This window comes from Sedimenticola selenatireducens (assembly GCF_007625115.1).
GTDB lineage: Bacteria > Pseudomonadota > Gammaproteobacteria > Chromatiales > Chromatiaceae > Sedimenticola > Sedimenticola selenatireducens_A.
Window position 1 is genome coordinate 41,819 of the sequence record NZ_VMNH01000013.1, and the last position, 17,467, is coordinate 59,285.

Annotated in this window: 20 protein-coding genes; 17 read left to right on the forward strand and 3 right to left on the reverse strand. The window is 49.3% G+C overall.

The annotated features are described in order from the left end of the window. The first annotated feature begins 53 nt into the window (after nucleotides 1-53). The 6 genes from napG to FHP88_RS11220 all read left to right on the forward strand — a co-directional run bounded on the left by napG (nucleotide 54) and on the right by FHP88_RS11220 (nucleotide 4,789). Nucleotides 54-920, forward strand: coding sequence for a ferredoxin-type protein NapG (gene napG / locus FHP88_RS11195; protein WP_144359165.1), 867 nt, complete (start codon nucleotides 54-56; stop codon nucleotides 918-920). Continuing rightward, entirely contained in the window at nucleotides 920-1,843 is a 924-nt protein-coding gene (gene napH, locus FHP88_RS11200) for a quinol dehydrogenase ferredoxin subunit NapH (RefSeq protein WP_144359166.1), read from the forward strand. Before napG ends, napH begins: the two co-directional genes overlap by 1 nt. Before the next feature lie 48 nt (nucleotides 1,844-1,891). Continuing rightward, nucleotides 1,892-2,323: a nitrate reductase cytochrome c-type subunit gene (locus tag FHP88_RS11205; RefSeq protein ID WP_144359167.1), complete on the forward strand. Its 432-nt coding sequence runs from the start codon at nucleotides 1,892-1,894 to the stop codon at nucleotides 2,321-2,323. 141 nt (nucleotides 2,324-2,464) lie between these two features. Next, nucleotides 2,465-3,028: a NapC/NirT family cytochrome c gene (locus FHP88_RS11210; RefSeq protein WP_144359168.1), complete on the forward strand. Its 564-nt coding sequence runs from the start codon at nucleotides 2,465-2,467 to the stop codon at nucleotides 3,026-3,028. Between the two features lie 114 nt (nucleotides 3,029-3,142). Continuing rightward, a complete protein-coding gene (moaA, locus tag FHP88_RS11215) occupies nucleotides 3,143-4,123 on the forward strand; it encodes a GTP 3',8-cyclase MoaA (RefSeq protein ID WP_144359169.1) in 981 nt (326 codons plus the stop codon). A gap of 21 nt (nucleotides 4,124-4,144) precedes the next feature. Then, nucleotides 4,145-4,789, forward strand: a complete 645-nt coding sequence (locus FHP88_RS11220; protein WP_144359170.1) for a 2-hydroxychromene-2-carboxylate isomerase — start codon at nucleotides 4,145-4,147, stop codon at nucleotides 4,787-4,789. A gap of 18 nt (nucleotides 4,790-4,807) precedes the next feature. Here FHP88_RS11220 and FHP88_RS11225 read toward each other — a convergent pair whose 3' ends face one another. Then, on the reverse strand, nucleotides 4,808-5,107 hold the full coding sequence (locus FHP88_RS11225) for a YciI family protein (protein WP_144359171.1): 300 nt from the start codon (nucleotides 5,105-5,107) through the stop codon (nucleotides 4,808-4,810). Then, complete coding sequence (locus tag FHP88_RS11230; RefSeq protein WP_144359172.1) at nucleotides 5,108-5,665, reverse strand: septation protein A; 558 nt, start codon at nucleotides 5,663-5,665, stop codon at nucleotides 5,108-5,110. It lies immediately after the preceding gene. A gap of 149 nt (nucleotides 5,666-5,814) precedes the next feature. Here FHP88_RS11230 and FHP88_RS11235 point away from each other — a divergent pair, with 149 nt between their 5' ends. The 9 genes from FHP88_RS11235 to icd all read left to right on the forward strand — a co-directional run bounded on the left by FHP88_RS11235 (nucleotide 5,815) and on the right by icd (nucleotide 13,999). After that, nucleotides 5,815-6,672, forward strand: a complete 858-nt coding sequence (locus FHP88_RS11235) for a PHP domain-containing protein (RefSeq protein ID WP_144359173.1) — start codon at nucleotides 5,815-5,817, stop codon at nucleotides 6,670-6,672. Between the two features lie 38 nt (nucleotides 6,673-6,710). After that, nucleotides 6,711-7,334, forward strand: a complete 624-nt coding sequence (locus tag FHP88_RS11240) for an L-threonylcarbamoyladenylate synthase (RefSeq protein WP_144359174.1) — start codon at nucleotides 6,711-6,713, stop codon at nucleotides 7,332-7,334. A gap of 26 nt (nucleotides 7,335-7,360) precedes the next feature. Beyond that, a complete protein-coding gene (locus FHP88_RS11245) occupies nucleotides 7,361-8,017 on the forward strand; it encodes a site-2 protease family protein (RefSeq protein ID WP_144359175.1) in 657 nt (218 codons plus the stop codon). A gap of 76 nt (nucleotides 8,018-8,093) precedes the next feature. Then, a complete protein-coding gene (locus tag FHP88_RS11250; protein WP_144359176.1) occupies nucleotides 8,094-9,311 on the forward strand; it encodes a tryptophan--tRNA ligase in 1,218 nt (405 codons plus the stop codon). A gap of 88 nt (nucleotides 9,312-9,399) precedes the next feature. After that, nucleotides 9,400-10,233: a segregation and condensation protein A gene (locus FHP88_RS11255; protein ID WP_144359177.1), complete on the forward strand. Its 834-nt coding sequence runs from the start codon at nucleotides 9,400-9,402 to the stop codon at nucleotides 10,231-10,233. 80 nt (nucleotides 10,234-10,313) lie between these two features. Beyond that, nucleotides 10,314-11,144, forward strand: coding sequence for an SMC-Scp complex subunit ScpB (gene scpB, locus FHP88_RS11260; protein ID WP_420493001.1), 831 nt, complete (start codon nucleotides 10,314-10,316; stop codon nucleotides 11,142-11,144). Beyond that, nucleotides 11,125-11,988 carry a 23S rRNA pseudouridine(2605) synthase RluB gene (gene rluB, locus FHP88_RS11265; protein WP_144359178.1) on the forward strand — a complete coding sequence of 288 codons (864 nt, stop codon included), beginning with the start codon at nucleotides 11,125-11,127 and terminating at the stop codon, nucleotides 11,986-11,988. Before scpB ends, rluB begins: the two co-directional genes overlap by 20 nt. Next, on the forward strand, nucleotides 11,985-12,650 hold the full coding sequence (locus FHP88_RS11270) for an endonuclease III domain-containing protein (protein ID WP_144359179.1): 666 nt from the start codon (nucleotides 11,985-11,987) through the stop codon (nucleotides 12,648-12,650). The genes rluB and FHP88_RS11270 overlap by 4 nt, the downstream gene beginning before the upstream one ends. Before the next feature lie 92 nt (nucleotides 12,651-12,742). Next, on the forward strand, nucleotides 12,743-13,999 hold the full coding sequence (icd, locus tag FHP88_RS11275; protein ID WP_144359180.1) for an NADP-dependent isocitrate dehydrogenase: 1,257 nt from the start codon (nucleotides 12,743-12,745) through the stop codon (nucleotides 13,997-13,999). Between the two features lie 201 nt (nucleotides 14,000-14,200). On the opposite strand, the gene cspD is transcribed toward icd, so the two are convergent. Continuing rightward, entirely contained in the window at nucleotides 14,201-14,413 is a 213-nt protein-coding gene (gene cspD / locus FHP88_RS11280) for a cold shock domain-containing protein CspD (protein ID WP_144359181.1), read from the reverse strand. A gap of 364 nt (nucleotides 14,414-14,777) precedes the next feature. Between cspD and clpS the strand changes: the two genes are divergently transcribed. Together clpS and clpA are read left to right on the forward strand one after the other, a co-directional pair. Beyond that, nucleotides 14,778-15,101, forward strand: a complete 324-nt coding sequence (gene clpS, locus FHP88_RS11285; protein WP_144359182.1) for an ATP-dependent Clp protease adapter ClpS — start codon at nucleotides 14,778-14,780, stop codon at nucleotides 15,099-15,101. 91 nt (nucleotides 15,102-15,192) lie between these two features. Then, a complete protein-coding gene (gene clpA, locus FHP88_RS11290) occupies nucleotides 15,193-17,451 on the forward strand; it encodes an ATP-dependent Clp protease ATP-binding subunit ClpA (RefSeq protein WP_144359183.1) in 2,259 nt (752 codons plus the stop codon). Nucleotides 17,452-17,467 lie beyond the last annotated feature (16 nt).

Here is a 17,467-nt window from a genome sequence, read left to right on the forward strand (position 1 = left end):
GATCAGCAAGCTGGAATAGAGAACTACCGGATCGATAACAGAGCAGTAACAAGATGTCAGATTCAGGTGAAAGCAAAGGTAAAGGCGTCAATCGTCGGCAGTTTTTGAGCCAAACGCTCAAGACCGCCTGCGGTGTAGGCCTGATGGGTATGGGGCTCGGCTTTTATGCTAGACAGGCCGAGTCTCTGCCAGCGATGGCGATCAGACCGCCAGGGGCGTTGCCGGAAGAGGATTTCCTTGGCGCCTGCATTCGGTGTGGTCTGTGCGTGCGGGATTGTCCGTATGACATCTTGTCGCTGGGGCAGTTGGGGGATGAGGTGGCGACAGGCACACCTTACTTTTACGCGAGGACGGATCCTTGCGAGATGTGTGAGGATATCCCCTGTGTGGTGGCTTGCCCGACCAATGCACTTGATCATGAGTTAACCGATATAAACGATGCCCGCATGGGCTTGGCTGTATTGGTAGATCAAGAGACCTGTATCGCTTTTTTGGGACTGCGTTGTGAAGTCTGTTTCAACATCTGTCCAATTCGGGGTAAGGCGATATCACTGGAGTACGAGCACAACGTGCGTTCAGGAAAACATGCCAGGTTTTTACCTGTCGTCCATTCTGAAGCATGTACCGGCTGCGGCCTCTGTGAAAAAGCCTGCATCCTCGAAGAGGCAGCAATCAAAATCTTCCCTACCCATATGGCGAAGGGAGAATTGGGCAGACACTATCGACTCGGTTGGAAAGAGAAGGAGAAGGCAGGTAAATCGCTGGTGACACCGGATGTAGAGCACCGTTACAACCTTCCTGAAGGGGTGCAATACGACTTGCAGGGTAAGGGCTTGATAGTGGAGCCGGAGGGACAACAGCAATCGCCGTTTTCCTCTAATCCGCTCGATAGACTTAACCGTGGACTGGAGAATCAATAATGGCTGAGAAGTTAGTCGTAGGTGCCGATGCCATTGCCACCAAAGGTTGGTTGAAAGCCCATCAGTGGTTGATTCTTCGTCGTGTCAGTCAGCTTTCGATTCTGGCTCTTTTTCTTATTGGTCCTTTAGCAGGGATATGGATAGTGAAAGGCAATCTGGCAGCCAGTATGACACTGGACGTACTGCCGCTTACCGATCCCCATGTCCTGTTACAGTCTGCGCTTTCGGGTGTGGTACCTGAGTTGTCGGCCATTGTCGGTGTTGTCATTGTGATTGCCTTCTATCTGCTGGTGGGAGGAAGGGTCTACTGCTCCTGGGTATGCCCGGTAAACATGGTGACGGATGCTGCTGCCTGGTTACGCCGGAAACTGGGTATTAAAACCACCTCCCAGATTTCCCGGTCGACACGTTACTGGATGTTGGGGTTGACGCTGATCCTGCCACTGGTAACGGGTTCCCTGGTCTGGGAGTTGTTCAACCCGGTGTCAATGCTGTTTCGTGGCATTGTCTTCGGGATGGGCATGGCGTGGATTCTGATTGTGGGAGTCTTTCTGTTCGATCTGTTAGTAGCGAAAGATGGATGGTGTGGAAGACTCTGCCCGGTAGGAGCGTTTTATAGCCTGCTGGGAACCAGGAGCGCAGTCAGGGTTGTTGCAGTTGAGCGGGAGCACTGTAACGACTGTATGGATTGCTTTGTCATCTGTCCGGAAAAGCAGGTGATCAAGCCTGCCCTAAAGGGCGCAGAGCAAGGTATTGGGCCGGTGATTCTCTCTGCTAATTGCACAAATTGTGGTCGTTGTATTGATGTCTGTGCAAAAGATGTATTCCAGTTTGGTAGCCGTTTTAACAACCTGATGGTGAACGCATCCGGGACAGAAGGCATGAGTGGCAAGCAAGAGTCTGCCAAGCCTTCAAAAACTTGAACCTTCAAGCATCCGGATATCATGATTAAGAGCTTTATGGAGATCGAGATGAAAAAAGTAATCGTAACCCTTCTGGTTGCCATGGTGACACTCATGTTCACTACGGCTGCCTTTTCCACTGGAGTGGCTTCACTTCGGGGTGATAAAGAGCTAACAGCCCCCGCTGATGAGAATCCTATGCGCAAGCAAGTGATTACTCAGGGTGGTGTTGAACGCAGCTATAAAATTCAACCTCCGATGATCCCACATAAGATCGATAAGGAAACCATTAACCTGAAGACTAACACCTGCATGAAGTGTCACTCTGAAAAGACCTTTGAAGAGAAAAAGGCACCTAAAGCAGGTGATTCACACTATGTTACTCGTGATGGCAAAGTGTTGGAAACTGTCTCAAGCCGTCGTTATTTTTGTAACCAGTGTCATGCACCTCAGTTAGATGCATCGCCTATCGTTGAGAACAAATTCGAAGGCGCGAAATAAGCCTGTTTGTTGATGTGAAAATTATCCCCGATCTAACAATTTGTTGGGTCGGGGTTTTTTATTGATCATAGGCAATTACTTACAAAGACGTCATCGTTATTATGCGTGCTAGATAATATTAAAGACAGTGGGGTTATTAAAATGAACAAAGGCGCAAAGCGCGGAGTAATGGGTTTGCTTGTCATGGGCATTGTCTTGGGTATCATCCTCTGGGGTGGATTCAACACAGCCATGGAGGCAACCAACACGGAGCAATTCTGTATCTCATGCCATGAAATGGAAGAGAATGTATATCAGGAGTTACAGGACACTATCCATTTCACCAACAGAACAGGCGTGCGAGCTACCTGCCCCGATTGCCATGTTCCTAAAGAGTGGATACACAAGGTTGTCCGCAAGATTCAGGCGAGTAATGAGATCTATCACAAACTGATGGGCACCATCGACACCCCTGAGAAGTTTGAAGAGAAACGTCTTCAGCTTGCGCAAAATGTCTGGAAGGCGATGAAGAAGACCGACTCACGCGAGTGTCGAAATTGCCACGATTTTGATTCAATGGATTTCAGTCGTCAGGAGAGCCGCAGTGCGGATTCTCATGATGACGCTATCGAGAAGGGTTACACCTGTATCGACTGTCATAAGGGTATTGCACACTCATTGCCCGAGGGATATGACCCCTCGGAAGATGCACCGGGTGGGAATTGAGCGTTTAGGTGTATTATTCTTTTTGAGCAGGGCCCGATGGAAAGCACCATCGGGCTATTGTTTTTTAAGTGAGAACAGGAAACAATTGCATTTCACTTGGTAGGATAGAAATCCATGACTGCACTCATCGACCGTTTCAATCGAAAGATCGAGTATCTGCGACTCTCCGTAACGGATCGGTGTGATTTTCGTTGCTTCTACTGTATCCCTAAAGGGTTTAAAGGATTCACCGAGGTTGAGGATCGACTGAAGCTGGATGAGTTCATCCGCTTGATTCGGGTATTCAGTGAAATGGGTGTGAGCAAGGTCCGCCTGACCGGGGGGGAGCCGCTTATCCACAAGGATATTGAAGCAATGGTGCGGGGTATTGCCGCGCTACCGGATATTGAAGATTTTTCCATGAGCACCAATGCCTCTCATCTGGCTGATCATGCCCAGATGCTGAAAGATACGGGTGTTGGACGAGTCAATGTCAGCCTCGATTCACTTAATCCAGATACCTTCCGTCAGATTACTCAGGGTGATCTGAGCAAGGTCATTGCAGGTCTAATGGAGGCGAAACGTGTCGATCTCCATCCTATCAAGATTAATATGGTTGTGATGCGTGATCTGAATCTCTCCGAAGTGGGGGATATGGTTGATTTCTGTATTAAGAACCGATTTACCCTGCGGTTTATCGAGACCATGCCTGTTGGCGCCGCAGGCCAGGAGGCAAGGGATCGTTATGTGCCACTGGATGAAGTGCGTGAAATCCTTGAGCAGCGATTTAAACTGGAGCCGGCCCGAATGAAAGGTGCGGGGCCTGCAAAATATTTCAAAATTGTGGATAAGCGGATCAAGATCGGCTTCATCACCCCCATGTCCCAGCACTTCTGTGAAGACTGCAATCGTGTCAGGCTCTCTTCAGAAGGCACGCTTTATCTCTGTCTCGGACAGCAAGATAAACTGGAACTGAAGCCACTGCTTCGGAAAGGACTCTCTGATGAACAGCTCAAAGAAGAGATTCTGGCGGCCATTCAGCGAAAGCCAGAGAAGCATGAGTTCAATACTAATCCGGATCAAGTGGTTCGGGTAATGTCTATGACAGGTGGATAATCACTGACCTGGGTATAAGACATGCACAGCCCAAAAAAGATTGTTTGGTATTACGACTTTATCTCTCCATACGCCTATCTGGCGAGTCAGGCGTTAGATCGGTTTCCGAGTACCGTTGAGATTGAATGTCGCCCCATACTGTTTGCAGGGATCTTGAAACAGTGGGATACCAGAGGGCCTGGGGAGATTGCGCCCATGCGTAAATTCACCTATCGGCAGATCGCTTGGTTGGCTGAAAAACATGCAATACCACTCAATTTTCCTCCTATTCATCCCTTTAACCCGTTAAAACTGTTGCGCCTCAATATTGCATTGGGTGAGCGCCTGGACATTGCCGACAGGCTTTTTCGCTTTGTCTGGGCGGAAGGTAATAGTAGCGATGACCCTGTGGCTTGGGCTGCATTGGTCTCTGATTTTGGTTTAACCGTTGAACAGGCGGAGAAGCTGATTGGCGATCAAGCTGTCAAGGCGCGACTCATCTCTGAAACGGATGCGGCGATTGCAAAAGGGATTTTTGGTGTGCCCGGGTTCATCGTTGAAGACGAGGTATTCTGGGGTTTTGATTCAATGCCCTTCATTATGGATTACCTTGAAGAGCCGAAGCTCTTCACCCAGCCCACTATGCATCAGGCGGATGGCGTGGGTGAAGGGATTAAGCGGAAGTAGTTACCAAACCTGAATGACTCAGGGCAGTACTTTGTTATACGGTTTAACCGAGATCTGAGAAAAAACGCCGGTCTGAGTATAGGGATCGGTGTCGGCCCACGCCTTGGCGTCTTCGAGGCTTGGGAATTCAGCCACGATAAGACTGCCAGTGAATCCGGCAGGACCAGGATCGGGACTGTCAATGGCGGGATGCGGCCCGGCAATCAGCAGGCGTCCCTCATTCTGCAACTGTTTGAGCCTTTCCACATGTTCTGGGCGAGCCAGCATACGTGCTTCCAGACTGTCTTCTCTATCCGTACCCATGATTGCGTAAAACACTTAACTCTCCTCCTGCGTGGCAGCCTGATCTGTTTCGGAAATATATCGTGCCAGATAAAAGGCTTGCAATATAACAAACAGAAAGGTCATGCCCATCATGCCGAATAATTTGAAGTTGACCCATGTCTCTTCGGTATAGTTGAAGGCGACGTAAAGATTGACAACGCCCATAACGACGAAGAACAGGGTCCAGGCGATATTCAACCGGAACCAGATAGGTGAGGGCAGAGAGACACTATTGCGCATCATTCGCTCTACCAGAGGTATTTTTCCGATAAAGTGGCTTCCTAGAAATACTATGGCAAACAACCAGTTGACCACGGTTGGCTTCCATTTTAGAAACAAAGGGTCTTTTAGATAGAGTGTTAGTCCACCAAACACCAGCACCAGTACAAGGGTGATCAGGTGCATCCGTTCAACTTTATGGTGTTTAATCCAGCCATATCCGACTTGGACGATGGTGGCGACGATTATTACCGCGGTAGCGACATAGAAGTCATACATCTTGTACGCGATAAAAAAGAGGATGACAGGGAAAAGGTCGTGAAGAAATTTCATGATTCTGCTTTGATAATGCTTAATATCAGCCCAGCATAGCATATTTCTGCTTTAGCCAGTGAAATAGGCTTGGCCCCGAATACAGACGCTCGATCCTTTAACAACTCAGTGGTGAATCAATCCCTAACGCTTTGAGTTACAATGCCCGAATGATGGCCCAGTACGACCTGCATACGCATTCCACCGCATCAGATGGCACCCTGACCCCGACAGCCCTGGTTGACCTCGCGGTTGAGGCTGGGGTGGATGTACTTGCCTTGACCGACCACGATACCACGGAGGGTTTGGCGGAAGCCGCTGTGGCGGCGGCTGACAGGTCGATTCACCTCGTTACGGGGGTAGAGATTTCAGTCACCTGGGGAGCTCAGGTGGTGCATATTGTCGGCTTAGGTTTTGATCCAGCGGATAAAGCTTTGCAGGCGGGGCTCGCGGGTTTACGTGAGTTTCGTCACTGGCGAGCCAAAGAGATTGGAAGGCGTTTGAGTAAGAAAGGGATTGATGGCGCCTATGAAGGCGCGAAGGCCCTGTCAAACGGTCGCCTGATCAGTCGTACTCATTTTGCCCGATTTCTGGTTGCCAACGGCTATTCGACTGATATGAAAAAGGTGTTTAAACACTATCTTACGACAGGTAAACCAGGGCATGTTTCGGGTGAATGGGCCGAGCTGGGTCAAGCGGTGGAGTGGATCAATAACGCGGGAGGAGAGGCTGTGATCGCTCATCCTGCGCGCTACTCAATGACCCGTAGCAAATTGCGACGCTTGATCGGTGAGTTTCAGGAGGCCGGTGGTGTGGCCCTTGAGGTCGTCTCGAGCAGCCACAGCCGGGATGAAATATTTACCATGGCCCGACACGCAAAAGAGCACTCGCTTTTGGCCTCGGTGGGGTCCGATTACCACGGACCAGAGACACCCTGGGCCAATTTGGGTAGACTCTCTGCCCTACCGGATCAGATCCGCCCGATTTGGGACAATTGGACGATTGCTGCAGAGACCGATTCTGCCTAATCCACCTTAATTTTTATTTATCTTTCGATACCTTATTCATGGCACAGTTTTTTCAGATCCACCCCGAAAATCCACAGTTACGACTGATTCGCAGCGCAGTAGAGATCATCCGCCAAGGGGGAGTGGTGATCTATCCTACTGACTCCAGTTATGCCTTGGGCTGCCATATTGGTGATAAAAACGCCATGGAGCGTATTCGTACCATACGTAAGCTGGATGACAAGCATAATTTCACCTTGGTCTGTCGTGATCTGTCGGAAATTGCGGTCTATGCCAAGATAGAAAACCAGCACTACCGGATGCTCAAAAGCCTCACACCAGGCCCTTATACTTTTATCCACAAGGCGACCAAGCAGGTTCCCCGGCGGCTTCAGCATCCCAAGAAAAAAACCATTGGTATCCGTGTTCCTGAAAATCCAATTGCCCAGGCCCTGCTCGCAGAATTGGCTGAGCCGATGATGAGTTCAACCCTGATTTTACCGGGTGAAGAACTGCCCTTAACCGACCCTTATGAGATGCGTGATATCCTAAGTCATCAAGTGGATCTGGTGATTGATGGGGGTTATTGTGGCATCGAGGATTCCACGGTAGTGGATATGGAAGGTGATACTCCGTTTGTTGTCCGTGCCGGCAAAGGCGACACCTCGCTGTTTGATGTCTGATCGGTTGCCACAGGAATAATCAATCGATGGAAGGTTTAACAACAATTCAAAAGCTGGCCGTGCTGTTCCTGCCCGTTCTGTTCGCGATCACCGCACACGAGGCGGCACATGGCTGGATGGCTAAACGTCTTGGGGATCAGACCGCTGCACTTCTTGGGCGTGTTACGCTCAATCCACTGAAACATATTGATCTGATTGGCACGATTATATTGCCTATGGCCATGTTTGCCCTGACAGGGTTTCTTTTTGGCTGGGCAAAACCGGTGCCGGTAGATGGCAGAAACCTCAGGCAGCCGAGACGCGATATGGCGCTGGTTGCGATCGCCGGTCCTGGAGCCAACCTGATCATGGCGATCTGTTGGGCAGGTCTTATTCATCTGGGAATTATCTTCGGTGATGAGTATGCCTGGTTTGCGCTACCCATGATCTATATGGGCTCAGCGGGTATTTTGATTAATGCCTTTTTGATGGTGCTGAACCTGATTCCGATTTTACCCCTTGATGGGGGGCGGGTTGTTGCTGCTCTCTTGCCGCCACGTCTCGCCATACAGTACGCAAGATTAGAGCCTTGGGGACTGATGATTGTGGTCGCATTGCTGTTTACAGGCGTTTTGGGAAATATAGTCCATCCTGGCGTAGGGTTGGTACAAAGTTTTAGCGCCTGGATAGTAGGTTTAGGTTGAATGGTTTGTTAATCTTATTCCTGATAATTGATACTGACGTTGCTGATAAAGAAAACATTAACTTGAGGTGGAAATCTTGAACTCTGTTCCTGCACAACATGCCCGTGTACTCTCTGGCATGCGACCGACTGGCCGGCTTCATCTGGGCCACTACCATGGCGTATTGAAAAACTGGGTCGAACTCCAGCACGAATATGAGTGCTTCTTCTTTGTGGCGGACTGGCATGCCCTGACCACCCACTACGAAGATCCCACGATTATCCCTAACAGCGTCAGTGAGATGGTGATTGACTGGCTGGCCGCAGGGGTCAATCAGGGTGAGGCCAAAATCTTCATTCAGTCGCAGGTGCCAGAGCACGCCGAACTGCATCTGTTGTTGTCCATGATTACCCCTTTGGGTTGGTTGGAACGCGTCCCAAGCTATAAAGATCAACAGGAGAAGCTGAAAGAGAAGGATCTGGCCACCTATGGCTTCTTGGGTTACCCACTGCTGCAGGCCGCAGATATCCTGATGTATAAAGCCGGTTTGGTGCCCGTGGGCGAAGATCAGGTCGCCCACGTAGAACTGACACGTGAGGTTGCTCGGCGGTTCAACCATATTTATGGACGGGAGACCGGGTTCGAGGATTTGGCCGAACAGGCCATCAAGAAAATGGGCAAAAAGAACGCCAAGGTCTATAACCGATATCGCAAGTCATATCAGGAGCAGGGTGACCAGGATGCACTGGATGCGGCGAGGGCGTTGCTCGATAGTCAGCAGAATATCACGGTAAATGATCGTGATAGGTTGTTTGGTTATCTCGAGGGCAGCGGTCGTGTAATCCTACCGGAGCCCCAGCCCTTGTTGACCAAAGCGTCTAAGATGCCAGGGCTGGATGGTCAGAAGATGTCCAAATCCTATGGTAATACGATTGCCCTGCGGGATGATCCTGAAGTAATCGAGAAAGCCCTACGTACCATGCCGACAGATACCAATCGGGTGAGACGAACCGATCCTGGAGAGCCTGAGCGCTGCCCGGTGTGGCAATTTCATCTGGTTTATTCAGATGAGTCTGTTAAGGCTTGGGTTCAGGAAGGCTGCCGCAGTGCGGGGATCGGCTGTGTTGAGTGCAAACAGCCTGTGATTGATGCGGTACTCCAGGAATTGAAGCCGATTCAAGCGCGCGCCAGAGCGTTTGAAAGTCAGCCTGATGTGGTGCGAAATATTATTGCCGAAGGGTGTGAGGCAGCACGGGACATGGCGCAATCAACCATGGCAGAAGTGCGTCACGCCATGTCACTCAATTATCGTTAATGGATATGGCTCTGCGTAATCATTCGCAAAGCCCCCATAAGCTGATAGGGTATCAGGCTCCATTACAGCGATCGGCCAAAGGCACAAGATGACAGATAACGAGTTGAATTTGCCGCTCCATCCTCATCCTGAACAGGAAGAGATGCCTTTTGCCGTGGTACAGGGCGCACCCTGGTCAACGATGCCCAAGGACCTCTATATCCCGCCTGATGCGCTAGAGGTCTTTCTGGATGCCTTTGAGGGGCCTTTGGACTTGTTGCTTTATCTGATCAAGCGACAGAATCTGGATATTCTGGACATACCCATTGCGCAAATTACTGCGCAGTACATGGAGTATGTCGATCTCATGAAGGACATCCGACTGGAGTTGGCGGCTGAGTATCTGGTCATGGCGGCCATGCTGGCAGAGATTAAATCCCGCATGTTGCTGCCGCGTCAGGAAGACCTTGAAGATGAAGAGGGTGATCCCCGCGCTGAGCTGATAAGACGGCTGCAAGAGTATGAACGCTACAAGCAGGCGGCGGAAGATATCGATAATCTTCCCAGGTTGGGACGGGATCTGTTCCAGGCAGAAGCCGATGTGCCTGATCGGATCATACAGCGGCGGCCACCGGACGTAGATTTGCGTGAGATCCTGTTTGCGTTAAAAGAGGTACTGCATCGGGTGGATATGTTCAGTCACCATCATGTGCAGATGGAAGCACTCTCGGTGCGTGAAAAAATGTCTGGTATCCTGGAGCGTCTCACTGCAGAAAGCTTCACCCTGTTTACAGATCTCTTTGAGCCCAGTGAAGGTCGCCTTGGCGTGGTCGTAACTTTTCTTGCCATCCTGGAACTCATCAAAGGATCGCTGATCGATATGATTCAGGCAGAAAGCTTTGGCCCAATCCATGTCAAAGCCGTATCAGTGGCCGAGCACTAGCCGTTCAATAATTCCTTATCGGCTGATTTATAGGGCCGATATTAAACCCTTTCGATGAGACTTGATTAGCTGAACAATCGATGATGGATAAACTAAAACAGATTGTAGAAGCCGCACTGCTGGCAGCGGGTGAGCCGTTGACTCTTGATCGCTTGCAGGAGCTGTTTCTTGAAGAAGAGCGTCCGGAGAAAAAAGACTTACGTGACGCCCTTGCTGCGTTAAGCGATGATTATATCGGACGTGGGATCGAAATAGCAGAAGTAGGCGGTGGCTTTCGTATCAATGTCAGGGAACAATTTGCTCCCTGGGTGTCCAGATTATGGGAAGAGCGGGCACCGCGCTACTCCAGAGCGTTGATGGAGACATTGGCGTTGATCGCCTATCGCCAACCAATCACCCGAAGCGAGATAGAAGAGGTTCGTGGCGTTAGTGTCAGCAGCAACATCGTAAAGACCCTGTTGGAGCGTGAGTGGGTGCGCGTCGTAGGAACCCGTGATGTACCGGGTAAGCCTTCGCTTTATGCGACTACCCGTGAATTTCTAAACTACTTTGGCCTCAAGAGTTTGGATGAACTGCCCACACTGCAGCAAATTCGTGATCTTGATTCCATTAACCGAGAACTGGAACTGGCTGATCCGGGCAGTGAAATCCCGGAAGATGAAGCGCTTTCTCAATTGACTGAATCCGCTGTCAATTTACTGGATGATGAAGATGCGCAAGCCGATGAAGCCGATGTTTTTGCTGAGCCGGAACATCTCGCAGAGGTGATTGCGATCCATCCTGAACCTGATAGTTCAGCAGATCTTACAGCAGACAATGAGCAAACCTCTGAATCGACCAATGATGACCAGATAATGGCTTTAACCGAAGAGAGCATACAGACTGATTCAGATGAAACGAGAAAAGAGTAACAAACAAGCGCCGGCTGCAACGGGTGAACGATTGCAGAAAGTGCTGGCAAATGCTGGATTCGGTTCGCGACGCGAATTGGAAAAGCAGATTGAAGCCGGTGAGGTTTCAGTCAATGGCGAGACGGCTAAACTGGGTGACAGGGTAACCCCAGAGGACATCATCTATATAGGACGGACCCGAGTGGGGGCGTGGCGACTCAAGCCACAGGAACACCAGACGATTGTTTATAATAAACCCGAAGGGGTGCTGGTCACTCGGAGTGATCCAGAAGGTCGGTCGACAGTATTCACTCAATTGCCTAAATTGGTAGGTGGGCGCTGGATTGCTGTTGGGCGTCTCGATTTGAACACCACTGGGTTGATGCTATTTACTACGGATGGTGAGTTGGCCAATAAGTTGATGCACCCCTCACAACTGATCGAGCGGGAGTATGCCGTTCGAGTCAACGGTGATGCCACTGAGGAAAAGCTCAAGCAGCTTGTTAACGGCGTTGAGCTGGATGATGGCCCGGCTCGATTTGAAGAGATTGTGGAATCTGGCGGTGAAGGGAGAAATCGTTGGTTCCATGTCGTGATCATGGAAGGGCGTAACCGCGAGGTTCGACGACTTTGGGAAGCGGTGGACCTGAAAGTCAATCGACTAAAACGGGTGCGTTATGGCCCCATATTCCTGGATAGTAGTCTTGCTGTGGGCAAATATCGGGCGCTCACCGAAGATGAACTGAAGGAGTTGGTGGTGGCGACCGCCGGAGAAAAAAGTGCCGAAGCTCCCAAAAAAGGCCGCGCTAAAAAAATGGCTGTAAAAGGCAGGGCACCCCGTCGAAAATCACCCGTCAAGAGATGACGGTAAATGGGTCTCTTGCAGAGGCCGATCTCCGTAATATATACGACCGGCTATTGGCAGAATATGGTCCACAGCAGTGGTGGCCGGGAGAGACCTCGTTCGAAGTGATGGTGGGTGCCGTGTTGACCCAGAATACGGCCTGGCCAAATGTTGAACGTGCTATTCAAAACTTGAAGCAGGCCGGAATACTCTCGCCACAAGCGATTGATCACTCTCCACAAACGGCGCTTGCGGATCTTCTGCGGCCTTCCGGCTACTTTAATGTAAAGGCTGTTCGATTAAAGAATCTGTGTAAGTGGGTTCTGGAGTTGGGACTTGAAGAGGGCCGGGATCTCTCTACGGACTCATTGCGATCAACCTTACTCGCAGTGAATGGGATAGGTCCAGAGACAGCGGATGATATCCTTCTGTATGCCTACGATAGACCTGTATTCGTGATCGATGCGTATACCCGACGGATTTTTTCAAGAATAGGACTCGTGTCCGGTAATGAATCCTATGAGACGCTCCGAGCACAGTTTGAACGTGAGCTTGGTGCTAGTGCAGCAATTTATAACGAGTATCATGCATTGATTGTCTATCACGCCAAGTACGCTTGTCGCGTAAAACCGCGCTGTGATCAGTGCATAATCAAGTTACATTGCCAGTTCAGTAAGAAATAGTATGATTGTCTTACGAATGACCTGAAAAATTTTTCGCCTAACTGATAAAGGCAATGTTAATATTATCCTTTTAGACGACGATGGGAACACGCATGGCATACGATAAGATTATAGTTCCGGCTGATGGTGAAAAAATCACCGTAAATTCCGATTTTTCCCTCAGCGTGCCCAATCACCCGATCATCCCCTTTATTGAAGGTGACGGTATCGGTATTGATATCACGCCCGTGATGATTAAGGTGATCAATGCGGCGGTGGAAAAGGCCTATAACGGCGAACGTAGTATTGCTTGGATGGAAATCTATGCCGGTGAAAAGGCCAATAATCTCTACGGTGGGGATACCTGGCTGCCCGATGAAACCTACGAAGCAGTAAAAGAGTTTGCTGTTTCCATTAAAGGCCCACTCACGACGCCTGTTGGCGGTGGGATGCGCTCACTGAACGTTGCATTGCGTCAAGTGCTCGACCTCTATGTCTGCCTGCGTCCTATTCGATATTACGATGGCACTCCAAGTCCGCTGAAGCGTCCAGACCTTACTAATATGGTGATCTTCCGTGAAAATTCAGAAGACATCTATGCCGGTATCGAATGGGAAGAGGGGACCGATGATGTGAAGAAGATTATCGATTTTCTTCAGAAGGAGATGGGTGTTACCAAGATTCGTTTCCCTGAGTGTTCCGGTATCGGTGTGAAGCCCGTATCGCGTGATGGTACCCGTCGTCTGGTTCGTAAGGCCCTGCAGTATGCCATTGATAACGATCGCAGCTCTGTTACCTTGGTGCACAAGGGAAACATCATGAAATTTACCGAAGGTGCCTTCAAAAATTGGGGCTATGAAATCGCCAAAGAAGAGTTTGGTGCGGTCGAAATTGACGGTGGACCTTGGTGTCGCTTCAAGAATCCTAAAACCGGCAATGAAATTACTGTAAAAGATTCAATTGCGGATGCCTTCCTTCAGCAGATTCTTCTACGTCCCGCAGAGTATGACGTGATTGCTACCCTGAATCTGAATGGTGATTATGTCTCTGATGCGCTCGCGGCTCAGGTGGGTGGTATTGGCATTGCACCAGGCGCCAATTTGTCAGATGACGTGGCCATGTTTGAAGCAACCCACGGTACTGCGCCAAAGTATGCAGGCCTGGATAAGGTGAACCCCGGTTCCTTGATTCTGTCAGCTGAGATGATGCTACGTCACATGGGTTGGATTGAGGCCGCAGATTTGGTTGTTAAGGCGATGTCTGGCGCTATCAAGGCTCAGACAGTCACCTATGACTTTGAACGACTCATGGATGACGCTACGCTGTTGAGTTGCTCGGCCTTTGGTGATGCCATGATTGACAATATGTAAACCGAAAAAACGCGTACTAAAAAGGCCTGCAGTGATATTTCACTGCAGGCCTTTTTGTGTATTAGAGCTCATGATTTACAGATTACGCAGTTTTAAGAACACCTGCCCGCTTAACATTAGGGTGCTAAGTGGGTGCAGCATTAATTATTCTGTATTCCCGGATTCAATGCTCAGCAGGTGAGGCCGGGATAATACCTGAAATCAGATCTCTGTTACCGATTGAAGATTGGCTGCATGTAGCCCTTTTGGACCCTCTTCCAGTTCAAATTGAACCTTCTGGCCCTCTTTCAGTGTTTTATAGCCATCCATTGTGATAGCGGAAAAGTGGATGAATATATCTTGCTCGCCATGATCCGGGGTTACAAACCCATAGCCCTTTGCGTTGTTGAACCATTTTACAGTGCCAGTTGCCATAACGCGTACTCCTCCAGTACTCCAGTACAGACTCATTTCGCTTCGGCATGGATGGTTGGGCTATAGTTATTGGACGCTGCCCTTTACATCATGCTTGCCACGACTACTTGAGAGGGTTGAAAACAGAGTAGCTATAAAATAAATTTCTACCCCTCTCAATCTAATTAGTATAACGATTCGGTAGAATTGGTCAAATATTATACATTTTTCTTAAATATAATAGGGTAGTACGACTAGATCATTTTGGCGTTAAATAGGCGATAATTGATAACCAAGGGTTATTGCATGTTAAGGATTTAACCCCACTTTATAATTTTCCTTAAGTTCGTAATATTACGGAACAAATTTTTACTAGAATTGGATTATGACGGATAAATCGAACCCTTATGACGATGATGGTGGATTGGCGGTTGAGACGGCAAAGCCTAAACTCAAAAGACCACCTATGTATAAGGTACTACTGTTGAATGACGACTATACTCCCATGGAGTTCGTGGTCTTGGTGCTGGAGTCTTTTTTCAAACTGAACCGTGAGAAAGCGACTCAGATCATGTTGAATGTTCACACGCGTGGCGTTGGCGTTTGTGGCGTCTACACTAAGGATGTAGCAGAGACGAAAGTGGCACAGGTGAATGAATTTTCCCGAAGCCATCAACATCCACTGCTTTGTGCTTCGGAGGAAGCATGAGACAGGATGTCGAACTGTTCGATGATTAGGTAGTCAATAGATTGTACGACCTGTATTTGTCACGCTATGTTACCAGGAAGCGAAGTCTGCCATGTTAAGTAAAGAGCTAGAACTCACCCTCAATCAGGCCTTCATGGAGGCCCGAGACAGGCATCATGAGTACATGACGGTGGAACACCTGTTGTTGGCTTTGCTGGATAATCCAACAGCCGCCAATGTCTTGCGGGCATGCGGGGCAGATACAGAGGCTCTGCGACAGGATATCGATCAATTCATTGAGGAAACCACTCCGTTACTGCCCGATGACACTGAGCATGAAACCCAGCCAACACTCGGTTTTCAGCGGGTTCTCCAGCGGGCGGTTTATCATGTCCAATCCTCGGGGCGTGATGAAGTGACCGGGGCTAATGTGCTGGTCGCTATTTTTAGTGAGCAAGAGTCCCAGGCTGTGTTCTTTTTGCATCAGCAGGATATCGCCCGCCTCGACATCGTTAATTATATCTCCCATGGCATTTCTAAGGTTCATGGTGAATCAGAACAGCAGAGTGAGATCGGCAGAAGCAGCGAAGAGATTGAAGTGGACTCTTCTTCATCAAATCCGCTGGAAAATTTTGCTTCTAACCTGAATGAACAGGCGAAACTTGGGAAAATTGATCCCTTGATTGGCCGCAGTAATGAAATTGAGCGTACGATTCAGATTCTTTGTCGCCGGCGCAAAAACAATCCACTGCTGGTCGGTGAAGCGGGTGTGGGTAAGACCGCTATCGCAGAAGGATTAGCCAAGAAAATTGTAGACAGCCAAGTGCCAGAGATTCTCTCTAAATGTACGATCTATTCACTGGATCTGGGTAGCCTGGTTGCCGGAACAAAATATCGTGGAGATTTCGAGAAGAGACTCAAAGCAGTATTGGCGCAACTTAAAAAAGAACCCGAAACAATACTCTTTATTGACGAGATTCATACCGTCATTGGCGCGGGTGCCGCGTCAGGCGGTGTTATGGATGCGTCTAACCTGATCAAGCCCGTATTGGCCTCTGGTGAATTGCGCTGTATCGGATCTACTACCTATCAAGAGTTTCGCGGGATTTTTGAAAAAGATCGGGCGCTTGCGCGGCGTTTTCAGAAGATTGATGTTGAAGAGCCCTCGGTGGAAGAGACCATTGAGATCCTTAAGGGCTTGAAAAGCCGCTTCGAGGCGCACCACAAGATCAGTTACTCGATGGAGGCATTGAGAACTGCCGCCGAACTTTCTGAGCGGTATATCAACGACAGGCATCTGCCTGACAAGGCGATCGACGTCATTGATGAGGCAGGAGCCAGTGTCCAGTTGATGGATGCTGAAAACAGAAAAACCAGCATTGAAGTGGCGGATATTGAGAATATTATTGCCAAAATGGCACGTATTCCACCCAAGAGCGTCTCCGTCTCCGATGTTGAAGCATTGAAGAATCTTGACCGTGATCTAAAGATGGTGGTCTATGGTCAAGATGAGGCTATCTCCACCTTAACAGCGGCGATTCGTATGAGTCGTTCTGGTCTCGGATCAGATCAAAAACCTGTGGGGTCATTCCTGTTCGCGGGTCCAACAGGTGTTGGTAAAACTGAAGTTACACGACAACTTGCAAGAATTTTGGGTATTGAATTGATCCGCTTTGATATGTCTGAATACATGGAGCGTCATACCGTTTCGCGCCTCATTGGCGCCCCTCCTGGGTATGTAGGTTATGACCAGGGTGGTTTGTTAACTGAGGAGATTAGTAAACATCCACACTCTGTTCTGTTATTGGATGAAGTAGAGAAGGCCCATCCTGATGTGTTTAACCTGTTACTGCAGGTAATGGATCATGGGACACTGACGGATAACAATGGCAGAAAAGCGGATTTCAGAAATGTCGTGATCGTGATGACTACCAATGCCGGTGCTGGGGAGATGGCACGTTCATCCATTGGCTTTACCCATCAGGACCACACGAGTGATGGTATGGAGTCGATTAAAAAGCTCTTTTCACCGGAATTCCGCAACCGACTGGATGCCATTATTCAGTTCAAATCACTGCCTCCTGATGTGATTACACATGTTGTGGAGAAGTTTGTTTTTGAATTGGAAGGTCAGCTAGAAGATAAGGGCGTAATCTTGAAGCTGGATGACAAGGCCAAATACTGGCTTGCTGAGCACGGTTATGATGCAGCGATGGGAGCTCGTCCGATGGCGCGCTTGATCCAAGAGAGGATCAAAAAGCCCATGGCAGAGGAACTGCTCTTTGGTAGCCTTACTGAGGGCGGCATAATCCGCGTGACAGTTGTAGACGGAGAGCTGGTGCTGGATATGGAGGGCTGCGCCATTCACTGACGCAGCGCAGAATCCT

Coding starts and splice junctions, on each gene's coding strand:
- FHP88_RS11255 (WP_144359177.1), top strand. CDS start 9,400: ATGACAGATAACGAGTTGAATTTGCCGCTCCATCCTCATCCTGAACAG.
- FHP88_RS11245 (WP_144359175.1), top strand. CDS start 7,361: ATGGAAGGTTTAACAACAATTCAAAAGCTGGCCGTGCTGTTCCTGCCC.
- icd (WP_144359180.1), top strand. CDS start 12,743: ATGGCATACGATAAGATTATAGTTCCGGCTGATGGTGAAAAAATCACC.
- clpA (WP_144359183.1), top strand. CDS start 15,193: ATGTTAAGTAAAGAGCTAGAACTCACCCTCAATCAGGCCTTCATGGAG.
- FHP88_RS11220 (WP_144359170.1), top strand. CDS start 4,145: ATGCACAGCCCAAAAAAGATTGTTTGGTATTACGACTTTATCTCTCCA.
- moaA (WP_144359169.1), top strand. CDS start 3,143: ATGACTGCACTCATCGACCGTTTCAATCGAAAGATCGAGTATCTGCGA.
- FHP88_RS11270 (WP_144359179.1), top strand. CDS start 11,985: ATGACGGTAAATGGGTCTCTTGCAGAGGCCGATCTCCGTAATATATAC.
- napH (WP_144359166.1), top strand. CDS start 920: ATGGCTGAGAAGTTAGTCGTAGGTGCCGATGCCATTGCCACCAAAGGT.
- scpB (WP_420493001.1), top strand. CDS start 10,314: ATGATGGATAAACTAAAACAGATTGTAGAAGCCGCACTGCTGGCAGCG.
- clpS (WP_144359182.1), top strand. CDS start 14,778: ATGACGGATAAATCGAACCCTTATGACGATGATGGTGGATTGGCGGTT.
- cspD (WP_144359181.1), bottom strand. CDS start 14,413: ATGGCAACTGGCACTGTAAAATGGTTCAACAACGCAAAGGGCTATGGG.
- FHP88_RS11205 (WP_144359167.1), top strand. CDS start 1,892: ATGAAAAAAGTAATCGTAACCCTTCTGGTTGCCATGGTGACACTCATG.
- napG (WP_144359165.1), top strand. CDS start 54: ATGTCAGATTCAGGTGAAAGCAAAGGTAAAGGCGTCAATCGTCGGCAG.
- FHP88_RS11230 (WP_144359172.1), bottom strand. CDS start 5,665: ATGAAATTTCTTCACGACCTTTTCCCTGTCATCCTCTTTTTTATCGCG.
- rluB (WP_144359178.1), top strand. CDS start 11,125: ATGAAACGAGAAAAGAGTAACAAACAAGCGCCGGCTGCAACGGGTGAA.
- FHP88_RS11210 (WP_144359168.1), top strand. CDS start 2,465: ATGAACAAAGGCGCAAAGCGCGGAGTAATGGGTTTGCTTGTCATGGGC.
- FHP88_RS11240 (WP_144359174.1), top strand. CDS start 6,711: ATGGCACAGTTTTTTCAGATCCACCCCGAAAATCCACAGTTACGACTG.
- FHP88_RS11235 (WP_144359173.1), top strand. CDS start 5,815: ATGATGGCCCAGTACGACCTGCATACGCATTCCACCGCATCAGATGGC.